Source organism: Veillonella tobetsuensis (assembly GCF_002959935.1).
Classification (GTDB): domain Bacteria; phylum Bacillota; class Negativicutes; order Veillonellales; family Veillonellaceae; genus Veillonella; species Veillonella tobetsuensis.
The window spans coordinates 487,738-499,553 of sequence record NZ_PPDF01000008.1 but is presented as its reverse complement, the minus strand read 5'-3'; the positions used below and the strand labels follow the sequence as shown (position 1 = coordinate 499,553).

Sequence of the window (11,816 nt, the reverse complement as noted above, 5' to 3'; positions counted from 1 at the left end):
CGAGCGTAAATTTTTACGCTCGTTTTTGTATATAATTTAGTTGTAATAAGTATTATTTTGTTAACCGATGACTCATATCCAGGAGCATTTTTATTCTTTCAGTAGGAACAGAACCGTCCAAAGAAACGGTTAACCAATTGGATTTATCCATGTGATATGCTGCATAAATGCCTGGTTCCTTGCGAAAGGAACCAATCATGGTAGGATCACATTTGATGTTTAGTACATCAATAGGTTTGATTTTGGTAGAGCCTAATTTATCCGTTGTAATATTCATGACTAATGCGAACCATTTACGATTATCTTGATGGCGGAATACCTTGTAATGTGGAAATTGCGTCCATGGTGTATTGGTAGTGGTGTCATCAAATTGCTTATAAATATACATTTCTAAATCTTCGCGTGTCATAAAATCCCTCTTTCTCTTAATAGATTTAGTATATCTCTTTATAGATGTAACCGCAAGGATTAACAAAATATTCTATAGAAATATATTATGAGAATGTATTGCGATAGCAATAAGGTCATCAATTATAATTAATACATACTATCAAAAAAAGCACCTATGAGCTGTAAGCTTTCTTACATTTAGTTTGTAAGATTACTATTCAGCATAGGTGCTCTTTTAATGATTGTATATAGTATTAAATGTATTTGAGAGGAGGGTTAATTAATACATTTAATCTTATTCAGGTTTATGAACGAGGTTTACGATGAACTCACTATCTTCAACGAGTGTTGCTTGAATGTAGTTATCGCCATTGAATTCAAGCACTTCACCTGGTACGAGTACATGTTCTTCTGTTTCGTTTAGGAACACTTGAACCTTACCTTTTACAACAGTAAAGATTACATTCGCTTCAGGATGATTGTGTTTTTCTACCTTTTCACCAGCTTGGCCACCTTTTTTTACGATTACGTAGTTAGGACCTTGGAATAATAAACCTAATTCTTGTTTTACTGTGCCTGCCATAATGCTGCACCTCCTATATAAAATACTTCTGTCAGTAAGAATTTAACTTATGGTCTTATTATAAATGATATTTTTTATCAATGCTGTGCCTATGGCTACAGTTTTGAAAGAAATTTCAAATTAGTACAGGCCTGTAGTAATTCATAGGATACACTTATCGGTACGGACAAAAAACGAGCGTAAAAACGAACGTAAAATTTTTCGTTCGCGTTTTCGTTCGTTTTTCGTCCGTTTTAGCGAACGAAATGGTATTTATTTTTTAGCGATTGTATATAATCGTGTGCCATTTTCTTCTGTGGTGATAAGCTCGAATTCAGGATCGATAGCTTTCACAAAGGCCTCAAACCATGTTTGGTATGCTAGTGCCATAAATTTAGGGTCAACGCCTGCTGTGCGCCAGTAGCCAGCTTGTAAGCGATGGTCGCCAACCCAAGTAAAGCGGTCAGCACTGTCCTCAACGATTTGGTCGCCGCCGTCGCAAGGCATGCCATTTACATAGAAGTTTTGAAGGGCGCTGTAAATAGCAGGCGCTGTGTGTTCTTCAAGGGAATCTTGGGCCACAACACCGCACGCTTGGCCTTGTACTGCAAAGGCATCAAGGATGGCTGTCACAACATGGATAGCATTGTCATCGGCATTTGTGTCGAGCATATCTTTAATGAAAGCTGCTTCGCGAACGGATGCTATATTGATTTGGTTAGCGAGCCAGCCATGAATATTGTTGTGGTCGATGATATTTTCTAAAGGAATGCTTGGGTTGATTGGTTCCCCATACGTATCTACGGAGATGGAGTGCAATTCTTCAGCAAGATCGTCTACCACCTTAGTTGTTTTTTCAAGGATTAAACTTTCACGCTCAACGAGCAATTGAATTTTACGGTATAACCAGTAATGAATGTGACCTAAAAATGCGGACATAGTAAGCTCCTTTATAAATCGTCTTTATGATAATGGGGAAGGACCTATGTGTCTACATAGGTCCGAATATACTCGAATATATAAATATATAAGTTAAGTATAGGTTATAATTATGCGCCTTTGCGGGCAGTTTCTAATTTATCTAGTAAATCGTATACATTAACGCCATGAATTTCAGCAGCTTGCCATAAAGGCTCCATCGTGGAGGATGGGCAACCGAGACAACCCATGCCGATGCTTTGTAGTACTGGTACTACAACAGGGTATGTATCTACGATATCGCGGATGATTGTATCTGGTGTGATTGGTTGACCTGGTTCAAGGCGCGGTGCTTCTACCTCTGGATCATTGCCGTGACCTGGTAAATTAACAACCGGTTCCGCCGCTTTCGGTTCTGTAGGGGCCCCTTCAAGGTCGCCCAATACAGCTGCTTTGAAAGCCTCTAAACCGATGCGTTCAATGAATTCGCCCATTCTTTCAATTTGAGCGTTTGCTTTGTAATATTCGATGATGCGGTCTACCAAAGCGAGTGCTTCTTTTTCAGTCGCCACTTCGGCAATAAGGTCACCAATGCGTGGGTGAGCACCGCCGCTACCGCCAGCGTATACGTTCCAGCCTTCAACCGTACCGATTACGCCAACGTCCTTCATGCGGCTTTCAGTACAAGAATTAGGACAGCCAGACACGCCAATTTTCATCTTGCTAGGCATCTCTTGGGACAAATATTTGCGTTCCAATTGCATGCCAAGATGAACGCTGTCTTGCTTAGCCCTCTTACAGAACGTTGTGCCAGGGCAAATCTTGACGCTGCGCACGCGGTTGGACACCATGTACGCTGGTTCCATGCCAAGCATTTCCCAAGCTGCGTCTACATCCTCAGCTTTCAAATTCGTAATCATAATGCGTTGGCTGCCTGTTAATTTTAGAACAGCGTTAAATTTGTTCGCCACATCAATATATTTTTGTAATTGATCTGGTTGAATAAAACCCGCTGGAATGCGTGGTGTAATAGCATAACGGCGTTGACCGTTTTTAATTCGTTGTAAATTTCCTGCAATTTGAGCCATTGTAATCCCCTCTAAATTGTAATGAACTACTTATATTCTATCATATATGTGTACTGTGAAAATAATTGTGAAAGTCTCTAATACTAACATGTATTGTGTTATATTGAGTCTCCATTAACGATGAAACTATACTCATCGTTACTGTATGAATCTAGTATAATATATTTTTCTATAAAATAATGTGTCTCAAGCTACACAAATTAAAAATAATGATCCCGTTCATGTGGTGGGATATAAATAAAGCTTTATATGTATTGGTGTTTCACGTGAAACTACTTACAAAAGTACGGCCTAAAATCTTGATTTTGGGCCGTTTTTTCATGGGTAAAATTATTTTTCCTCTTTTTCATCGAATTTGCTTGTCACGAGCCTCTTTTTGGAATGTATATAGGTGAAAGGAGGTGATCAGATGGCTGAACTCAAACGCACAAAGTTAGTGTTACGTTTTAATATCGGTACAGAAGATAAACCGAAATATAAAGACGTCAATTTCACACGCGTAGCTGAAGAAGCTACTGATGATGCCGTTAAGATTGTCGGCACCGCATTGGCTGGTCTCTATGAGAACACCATTGCTGACGTGGTACGCGTCAACGAAGTATCCCTTGGTCATTAATCTCTGCTAAGTTAATTCTTAGTTTGTAATGGCTGCGTGAGGGTTTATAGTAATCCAAACCCTATGAACCTATCGCGATTTCATTCCCATCCCTATGTATATGAATAAGAAAGGAGTGCCCAATATGGCTGATAAACGTGTGGTATATCTTAAATTTGCTACGGTCAATGGTAAAAGCGCATCAATCACAATTAGTGGACCTCGCACTGGCCTTACTTTGGAACAAGCTAAAACGGCAGCTAATGCGCTAGTAGCTAATAAGGTAATCTTAGGCTCTGGCGATGCTCCATTGGCTAGCTTTACATCTGCCAGTGAAGTCACTACGCAAAGTAAAGATTTGCAATAAAACAACATATCGCAGTTATGCGACGAATATCTTATCCCTGTTCATATGACAGCATCGGAACCTGTTATATGATCCTCCCAGCGGGCCGCTCTTCGGAGTGGCCCGTTTTGTTGTATAATAGACATAGAATATTCTGAATGCAGGAGGAACTATGAAGGTTCTATACGATACAATTTTGAAAGCTACTTATACAGGTCGTCCCAATCGCTTTGTGGTGACCTTGGATCTCAATGGTGAAAGCGTACTTGCTCATTTACCAAATCCAGGCCGTATGTGGGAACTCCTATTCACAGGGGTGATGATATATATCGTGCCTCATGATAAGCCTGATGCGAAGACGAAATACCGCGTCGTAGGCATTGAACGTGATGGCGTGGTTATTATGCTCGATACGAACTATAGTAATGATGTAGCAGAGCATTTGATTGAAAACAAACTCATTCCAGGATGGGAGGAATGGCGCGTAGTTCGACGAGAATACACGGTCAAACTACATGGCACATCATCTCGTTTTGATTTACTCCTCACCAATGATAAGGGCGATGAGTTTTTACTAGAGGTTAAGTCTTGTACACTATTCTCCAAGACCGGTGCCATGTTCCCCGATGCCATTACAGAACGAGGGCGCAAGCATTTATTACATTTGAAAGAATTGCAAAACGAAGGCTATCATACAGGGGTTCTTTTTCTCGTACAATGGGATAAGGCACAATGGTTCTTGCCAGATTACCACACGGATCTAGAATTCGCTATGACCTTTAAAGAGGTGGCCCCATTCCTCGACTGGAAAGCCGTTGCTGTGGCGTGGGATGAGACTTTCACCATGCCTACCGCGACGCGCGAATGTACTTATCCGAGTTATATCCTCGATAGTGAAGCGTATGACGAGGGCGTATACATTATGGTGATGCACCTTGACCATGATTTAGACCTTGAGATCGGCTCTAAAGGGATGATGCATTTCAAGGCGGGTTACTATATGTACGTTGGTTCTGCTAAGGCGAATTTAACGAAACGCATTGAGCGCCATAAACGAAAACGGAAGAAAATGCATTGGCACCTCGATTACTTCCGCGGCCATTGCGAAATGATTGCGGCCGTGCCTATTCGCACAAGTGGACTGCCCCTTGAAAGCTGGAGCCTTACTCATGAGCCATACCCATCCATGCCGAGCATGCCAGATCCGGATATAGAAGTGAGTGTCGAATGTGCTTTGGCTGATGCGGTGGGTGATATTGCTGAGTGGGAGGTGCCAAAATTCGGCTCCTCAGACTGCTATTGCACGAGCCATCTGTTTGGGATGATGGAAAATCCGATACATAATAAGAAATTTATGGATGTGATAGAAGATTTTCGCATGAATCAACTAGATGTGATGGTTGAGTGATTGTTGTTTATATCGGTATAGTTGATAGGACTATTTGCTACAAATGAGATGAACGGAGAGAGGAGAGTTTTGTATGTCTTTGTTTGTTAAGTCCGTGTTGTTGATTATAGTATGTGTGTGTAGTGTTGTACTAGGTGGTTGTACTTCTTCTCGATTGACGCTGTTTGATGGAGATCCTTATACGGCAGATGATATAAAATCAATGGTAGAAGAACATTTCGAGGCGTATCATCCTCGTCTTGTATTGCAGTCCTCTAAGATTATTACGACAAAGCCTTATAAACGCAATGAGTATACTTTTTTCGATGAAAATAATGGCTTTGTCTTTTCTGCGCGTGCTTCTGTAGAGGTACCTCAGTTGCCTATTCCTGGTGGACAACGGGTTACAACAGCTAATTTGAGATATGCAGAGGCGTATTTAAATCATATGAACGGAAACATAGCTGGCCTTGCTGCAACGTATGGCTTTCACATAGCCACTCCTGAGGAGAGCGAAGCATTATTTAAATCTCAGATCATGCGAAAAGAGGGTACAAGCACAGTACCTTTGTTTGAGGCGGATGATATGATATTTCTTAATCAAACATCAACGGGCGCTAACGCACTGGCTCTGTTACGTCAGATGTATGATCTATATAAACCTAATGGGGATGGCGTACTCGTAAGTAGTGTGCATGGTCGTAAGATTGGTTTTTACTATTTGCCAAATGGTGAAACGGATAAGCGTAAAGCCCTGTATATAGAAAAGTTTAGAATCGGGGGCGACAAAGAAGAATGGCGTGATACCTTGATGAGTGGCATTGGTTACTCAGATGAAAGTGCAGAGCGCATTGAACGAAAGTTAGTTGCTCTTATTGATAGGAAAATACAACAGGCTGTGAGCGGCGAGTAGCTCGGGGAGAGGTGTATCTATGAAGTAGTTGATTAGGTATATATCATTAGTTGTTGTGTGTATTTGTACATTTTTATTGAGCGGTTGTTCTTTTGTGTGGACTACGGAAAATGGTGATCCTGCCACTCCAGAGGATATTAAGGCTAGTGTGGAAAAGGAGTTCAGCGTTGTTCATCCTCGTCTAGTTCTTCAATCAGCGGTGGTGGAGAAGGAGAAACTACTATTTGCCAAATGGGAAGAGGACAAAACGAAAGCCCAGTATTTGATAGGTTTTAGGTATATGGCAAGGAATGACTGGAAAGAAACTATGCTAACAGGCATTGGCAGTACTGGTAATGATACTTCAGGTATGGAACGAGACTTTGTAAAGGTCTTGGACCATATGATATACCATGCAGCTCATTAAATAAGAAGCAGGAATAGCTTATAAGTATGAAACAAAATGAGATATAAATATAGAGGGGGATTATATGACATCTTTAGAAAATGCGATTACAGGAAATGTTATTGTATATCAAGCAGAGAATGAATCTGTTTCTACGAATGTACTATTCAAAGATGAAACGTTTTGGATGACACAAAAAGATATGGCAAAACTATTTGATGTTAATATACCTGCTATTAGTAAGCATCTGAAGAATATATTTGAAAGTGGAGAACTAGATCTGTTAGCAGTTATTTCCAAAATGGAAACAACTGCTGATATCATCCATAGTCATGCAGATGCTACAAAGGACTTATTTCTATGACACAAGCACAGAAGAAAGCTGTTAGTGAATATAAAACGTTTAATACACAACAGAAAGTAATTTCTGATTTTGATAAGTTTGTGAAAGAACATAGTTAATAATAAAGGGTTTATAGCCTTTATCCCTTAAAAATGCTATAATAATATGATGAATTGTAATCAGTGTTAGTAAAATGAGGTGAGATTGTGGCAGACCAACAATGGTCCCACGGGAATATTCATCCCGTTCAGATTGATAAAGAAATGAAGAACGCCTATATCGATTATGCGATGTCCGTAATCGTAATGCGTGCTCTTCCAGATGTGCGCGATGGCTTGAAACCAGTACATCGTCGTATTTTGTACGCGATGCACGAAACAGGCATGACGCCAAATAAACCGTACAAGAAATCCGCTCGTATCGTCGGTGACGTACTCGGTAAATATCATCCACATGGTGATAGCTCCGTATACGACGCAACGGTTCGTTTGGCGCAAGATTTCAATACGCGTTACCTCTTGGTAGACGGCCACGGCAACTTTGGTTCCATCGACGGCGATAGTGCCGCTGCGATGCGTTATACCGAAGTACGTATGGCGAAAATTACGCAAGAAATGCTCGCTGATATCGACAAGGAAACTGTTGATTTCATGCCGAACTATGATGAAAGCTTGCAAGAACCTACCGTATTGCCAGCGAAGATCCCAAATCTTCTCATCAATGGTTCCAGCGGTATCGCCGTAGGGATGGCGACAAATATTCCACCGCACAACCTTAACGAGGTATGTAATGGCCTTACCATGCTCATCGATAATCCAGATGTAACTGTGGACGAGTTGATGACGCAAATTAAAGGTCCAGACTTCCCGACTGGGGCGCTCATTTTGGGCCGGGAAGGCATTAAAAAAGCGTACTCCACAGGTCGTGGCAGCGTAAAAATGCGCGCTCGTGCAACCATTGAAGAAATGGCGAAGGGCAAGCATAAAATCGTAGTGACTGAGATTCCATACCAAGTTAACAAGGCTCGCGTTATCGAAACGATTGCGAACTTAAGCCGTGACAAGGTTATCGATGGCATCACAGCACTTCGCGACGAATCTGACCGTCAAGGTATGCGCATCGTTATTGAATTGCGCGCTGACGTGCAACCAGATATCGTTCTTAACAAATTATATAAACACACTCAACTTCAAGAATCTTTCGGCGTGATTATGCTGGCTCTCGTGGACGGTCATCCTCGCGTATTGAATTTGAAAGAAGTATTGGGTTACTACTTAGATCATCGCCTCGATGTCATCGTACGCCGCACTCAATTCGAGCTTAACAAAGCCGAAGCGCGTGCTCACATCTTGGAAGGCTTGTTGATCGCCCTTGACCACATCGATGAAGTTATCGCTACAATCCGCAGTTCTCAAACTGACGAAATCGCACGTAACGCATTGATGCAAAAATTCGGGCTTTCAGAAAAACAAGCAGTTGCCATCCTCGACATGCGTTTACGCCGTTTAACAGGCTTGGAACGCGAAAAAATCGAAGAAGAATACAAGGAATTGTTGGCATTGATCGAAGATTTGAAAGCTATTTTGGCTAGCGAAGCGCGTCAACGTCAAATCATCAAAGACGAACTAGAAGATATGAAGAAGAAATACGGCGACCCTCGTCGTTCTGAAATCACAATCGATACGTCCGACCTTGATGTAGAAGACCTCATCGCTGACGAAGAGATGGTCATTACCTTGACTAAACAAGGTTACATCAAACGCATGAACGCGAACGTATATCGCAACCAACATAAAGGTGGCGCTGGCGTTATCGGCATGAAGACGAAGGAAGACGACTACGTAACGCAAATTATGCATGTTCGCACGCATAACACATTGCTATTCTTCACGTCCACAGGTCGTACATATCGCCTCAAAGCATACGAAGTGCCAGAAGCAGGTTCCCGTAATTCTCGCGGTACTGCCATGGTTAACGTATTGCCACTGGCTGTGGGCGAATCCGTTACGACGATGATTGACCTTGAACGCATCCATGAAAATGTAAACTTATTCATGGTTACTGAGTTCGGCGTTGTGAAACGTACAGCTATCGAAGAATACCGCAACATCCGTCGTTCTGGCCTCAACGCCATTAACCTCGACGAAGGGGATCGTTTGATTTCTGTAACCGTAACGACTGGCAAGCAAGATATCTTGATTGGTACGAAACTTGGCATGGCGATTCGTTGCAACGAACAAGACGTTCGTCTCATGAAACGTGCGGCTCATGGCGTTCGTGGTATCAAGTTGAAAACTGGCGACGTTGTAGTTGGTGCAGGTGTTCTTGAGGCTGATGAAAGCGAAGTACAAGTGTTTACTATCTCCGAAGAAGGTTATGGTAAACGTAATGATGCATCTGCATATAATGTACAAAAACGCGGCGGTATCGGTACGAAAAACTTCCGCATCAACGACAAAACAGGCGACGTAGTGGCTGTTGAGGTTGTGCGCAACGATGACGAAGTGATGCTCATTTCCGAACAAGGCAAAATTATTCGTTTTAACATGAATGATATTGCTGTGAAAAAAGGCAAAGCAATTTCTGGCGTTAAAACGCAAAATCTTGACGAAGGTGATAAGGTCGCAAGCGTTGCTGTGATTCCTGCATCTGAAATCGAAGACGACGAATAATAGAGCGTATAACGTAAAGAACATATATTGTATCTAACATAGATATGCACAAATGGCGATCACCTATGTGGTCGCCACTCGTGTTTACATGGTAAGGTATGAATTACAGTAATAATGTGAACATATAGTGTTGGGCAGTTTACAGGACTGCATAGGAGAGTATAATGAAAAAATGGTTGGCTGCTGTGATGGCAGCAGGATGTATATTGGTAGGTGGCTTTGGCGTGGCCCATGCAGCTGATTGGTACTATATTGACGCTGATGCGGACGATTCTACATGGTTTATCGATAACTCTACGGTGTATAAAACAGATGGTATGGCTCGTATCAATGTGAAAGTAAACAACGTTGAAGGGTATACCTATATTTATTCCGTTGAAATCAATCGCCCCGAAAAAACATGGACAGAAGTGAAAGCAACCGTGTATAGCCAATCTGGAGAGGCTTTGTTGACCAATAATGAAAAACAAAAACCTATGAAAATTGAAAAAGAAACCATAGGTGAAGAAGTAATGCAGGCCCTTTGGGGAAAATAATTTAATATAGATGTTTTGAAACCTCGCTCTGAATATTAGCATTCTGGTGTGGTATGTAGAAATGGATGGTGTCTAAAAATCCTCCACCGGCCGGGTCTGACTTCGGCCTACGGCCTTCGCAGGGCCAAAGTCGGTTTTTAGACACCATCCATTTCCCAGCCTACCCTAGCAACATATTCAGAGCGAGGTTTCTTTTATTCTACATTAGTATTATTTTCTACAAAGGGCCGAGGGCAGAGAGTAGGTAAAGTCGTTTTTTCGAACCTATCAATCCCTTTTCATAATCTATCATTTATATAAATTCAGAGAATTGAGTTCTTTTTATCTAAAAAATTATTTTCCTCAAAGGGCCGAGGGTAGAGAGTAGGTAAAGTCGTTTTTTCGAACCTATCAATCTCTTTTCATAATCTATCATTTATACAAATTCAGAGAATTGAGTTCTTTTTATCAAAAAATTTATTTTCCTCAAAGGGCTGGAGAGGGGAGAAAAAAGACTCCTTAATATATCCCCTATATTATGTTAAAATTAGGGGAGAATAATGTGGATAGGGGAAAGGTGGTGTGGTATGCGCAGTTTTGATTATCATAGGTTAGGGGATTGTCTGTGGGGTGGTGAGGTTGTGTCGCTGCTTTCACAGATTCATGAGTATAAGGGGCGGCAGGATTTGTTTGTGTCGCAGCGGCCTAGTAGTGTGGCGCGGTTGGTGGAGATTGCGAAGGTGCAGAGTGTGGAGTCGTCGAATCGGATTGAAGGGATTGTGACGACGAAGGCTCGGATTCGTTCGTTGGTGGCGGATAAGGTGATGCCTCGTAATCGTGATGAGGAAGAGATTATGGGGTATCGTGATGTGTTGAACACAATACATGAGAATCATGAGTATATTACGTTACATAGTAATATTGTATTGCAGTTGCATCGCGATTTGTATGCTTATTCACATAAGAGTATAGGTGGACAATATAAAAATGTACAGAACTCGATAATTGAACGGCTTGCAGATGGTTCTGAGGTGGAGCGCTTTAAGCCCTTGGCACCTTATGAAACGCCTGCTGCTATTGATGAGATTTGCCAAGGTGTTAATGCGGTTCTCCAAGATAAATCGGTAGATCCATTGCTGGTGATTCCTGTATTTATACACGATTTTCTGTGTATCCATCCTTTCAATGATGGGAATGGTCGTATGAGTCGCTTGCTGACGACGTTGCTTTTGTATCAAAATGGGTATATGATTGGTAAATTCATCAGCTTAGAGCAAAAAATTGAGCGTACCAAGGATAGTTACTATGCGGCGCTAGGTGAGTCGGGGATTGATTGGCATAGGGGTGAGGAAAATATAGTTCCTTTCGTAAAATATATGCTTCGCGTTATATTGGCAGCTTATCGTGATTTTGAAAGCCGTATTGAATTACTGACTACGTCGTTATGTGCAAAGGATCGTATAAAAATCATTATTAGTGCTACCATCGGTAAGGTTACAAAAGCAGGGATTCTTGAAAAGCAGCCAGATATTGCAGTATCTACTGTAGAAAAGGCTTTGAAAGAACTTGTTGAGGAAGGCTTTATAGAACGTCGTGGTGCAGGGCGAAGTACATTTTATATAAAAACATTGCAAAAAATAAACTTTCATACAAAATACATTTAATATATGGTATAATAAATTAAATTTGATTTTAAACGAGG

General features: G+C 41.4%; 13 protein-coding genes. 9 read left to right on the top strand and 4 right to left on the bottom strand.

The window, feature by feature from the left end:
- Positions 1 to 52: 52 nt before the first annotated feature.
- From VTHSUH11_RS05455 to VTHSUH11_RS05440, 4 genes are all read right to left on the bottom strand, one after another.
- A complete protein-coding gene (locus VTHSUH11_RS05455; protein ID WP_105092911.1) occupies positions 53 to 409 on the bottom strand; it encodes an MmcQ/YjbR family DNA-binding protein in 357 nt (118 codons plus the stop codon).
- 276 nt (positions 410 to 685) lie between these two features.
- Positions 686 to 973, bottom strand: coding sequence for a cupin domain-containing protein (locus VTHSUH11_RS05450; protein WP_059364474.1), 288 nt, complete (start codon positions 971 to 973; stop codon positions 686 to 688).
- A gap of 252 nt (positions 974 to 1,225) precedes the next feature.
- Positions 1,226 to 1,891, bottom strand: a complete 666-nt coding sequence (locus VTHSUH11_RS05445; RefSeq protein ID WP_105092910.1) for a hypothetical protein — start codon at positions 1,889 to 1,891, stop codon at positions 1,226 to 1,228.
- 110 nt (positions 1,892 to 2,001) lie between these two features.
- Entirely contained in the window at positions 2,002 to 2,958 is a 957-nt protein-coding gene (locus VTHSUH11_RS05440) for a DUF1858 domain-containing protein (protein WP_059364469.1), read from the bottom strand.
- A 409-nt stretch (positions 2,959 to 3,367) separates the two neighbouring features.
- Between VTHSUH11_RS05440 and VTHSUH11_RS05435 the strand changes: the two genes are divergently transcribed.
- The 9 genes from VTHSUH11_RS05435 to VTHSUH11_RS05395 all read left to right on the top strand — a co-directional run bounded on the left by VTHSUH11_RS05435 (position 3,368) and on the right by VTHSUH11_RS05395 (position 11,778).
- Positions 3,368 to 3,574 carry a DUF1659 domain-containing protein gene (locus VTHSUH11_RS05435; protein ID WP_105092909.1) on the top strand — a complete coding sequence of 69 codons (207 nt, stop codon included), beginning with the start codon at positions 3,368 to 3,370 and terminating at the stop codon, positions 3,572 to 3,574.
- 124 nt (positions 3,575 to 3,698) lie between these two features.
- A complete protein-coding gene (locus VTHSUH11_RS05430) occupies positions 3,699 to 3,920 on the top strand; it encodes a DUF2922 domain-containing protein (RefSeq protein ID WP_059364463.1) in 222 nt (73 codons plus the stop codon).
- 151 nt (positions 3,921 to 4,071) lie between these two features.
- Positions 4,072 to 5,307: a DNA/RNA nuclease SfsA gene (gene sfsA / locus VTHSUH11_RS05425; protein WP_105092908.1), complete on the top strand. Its 1,236-nt coding sequence runs from the start codon at positions 4,072 to 4,074 to the stop codon at positions 5,305 to 5,307.
- 73 nt (positions 5,308 to 5,380) lie between these two features.
- Positions 5,381 to 6,199 carry a hypothetical protein gene (locus VTHSUH11_RS05420; RefSeq protein ID WP_105092907.1) on the top strand — a complete coding sequence of 273 codons (819 nt, stop codon included), beginning with the start codon at positions 5,381 to 5,383 and terminating at the stop codon, positions 6,197 to 6,199.
- 94 nt (positions 6,200 to 6,293) lie between these two features.
- Positions 6,294 to 6,605, top strand: a complete 312-nt coding sequence (locus VTHSUH11_RS05415) for a hypothetical protein (RefSeq protein ID WP_244899992.1) — start codon at positions 6,294 to 6,296, stop codon at positions 6,603 to 6,605.
- 64 nt (positions 6,606 to 6,669) lie between these two features.
- Complete coding sequence (locus VTHSUH11_RS05410) at positions 6,670 to 6,948, top strand: virulence RhuM family protein (RefSeq protein WP_059364456.1); 279 nt, start codon at positions 6,670 to 6,672, stop codon at positions 6,946 to 6,948.
- 185 nt (positions 6,949 to 7,133) lie between these two features.
- Positions 7,134 to 9,599, top strand: coding sequence for a DNA gyrase subunit A (gyrA, locus tag VTHSUH11_RS05405; RefSeq protein ID WP_105092906.1), 2,466 nt, complete (start codon positions 7,134 to 7,136; stop codon positions 9,597 to 9,599).
- A gap of 164 nt (positions 9,600 to 9,763) precedes the next feature.
- Positions 9,764 to 10,135, top strand: coding sequence for a hypothetical protein (locus VTHSUH11_RS05400; RefSeq protein ID WP_105092905.1), 372 nt, complete (start codon positions 9,764 to 9,766; stop codon positions 10,133 to 10,135).
- Between the two features lie 566 nt (positions 10,136 to 10,701).
- Positions 10,702 to 11,778 carry a Fic family protein gene (locus VTHSUH11_RS05395; protein WP_059364515.1) on the top strand — a complete coding sequence of 359 codons (1,077 nt, stop codon included), beginning with the start codon at positions 10,702 to 10,704 and terminating at the stop codon, positions 11,776 to 11,778.
- Positions 11,779 to 11,816 lie beyond the last annotated feature (38 nt).

Coding starts and splice junctions, on each gene's coding strand:
- VTHSUH11_RS05455 (WP_105092911.1), bottom strand. CDS start 409: ATGACACGCGAAGATTTAGAAATGTATATTTATAAGCAATTTGATGAC.
- VTHSUH11_RS05450 (WP_059364474.1), bottom strand. CDS start 973: ATGGCAGGCACAGTAAAACAAGAATTAGGTTTATTATTCCAAGGTCCT.
- VTHSUH11_RS05445 (WP_105092910.1), bottom strand. CDS start 1,891: ATGTCCGCATTTTTAGGTCACATTCATTACTGGTTATACCGTAAAATT.
- VTHSUH11_RS05440 (WP_059364469.1), bottom strand. CDS start 2,958: ATGGCTCAAATTGCAGGAAATTTACAACGAATTAAAAACGGTCAACGC.
- VTHSUH11_RS05435 (WP_105092909.1), top strand. CDS start 3,368: ATGGCTGAACTCAAACGCACAAAGTTAGTGTTACGTTTTAATATCGGT.
- VTHSUH11_RS05430 (WP_059364463.1), top strand. CDS start 3,699: ATGGCTGATAAACGTGTGGTATATCTTAAATTTGCTACGGTCAATGGT.
- sfsA (WP_105092908.1), top strand. CDS start 4,072: ATGAAGGTTCTATACGATACAATTTTGAAAGCTACTTATACAGGTCGT.
- VTHSUH11_RS05420 (WP_105092907.1), top strand. CDS start 5,381: ATGTCTTTGTTTGTTAAGTCCGTGTTGTTGATTATAGTATGTGTGTGT.
- VTHSUH11_RS05410 (WP_059364456.1), top strand. CDS start 6,670: ATGACATCTTTAGAAAATGCGATTACAGGAAATGTTATTGTATATCAA.
- VTHSUH11_RS05400 (WP_105092905.1), top strand. CDS start 9,764: ATGAAAAAATGGTTGGCTGCTGTGATGGCAGCAGGATGTATATTGGTA.
- VTHSUH11_RS05395 (WP_059364515.1), top strand. CDS start 10,702: ATGCGCAGTTTTGATTATCATAGGTTAGGGGATTGTCTGTGGGGTGGT.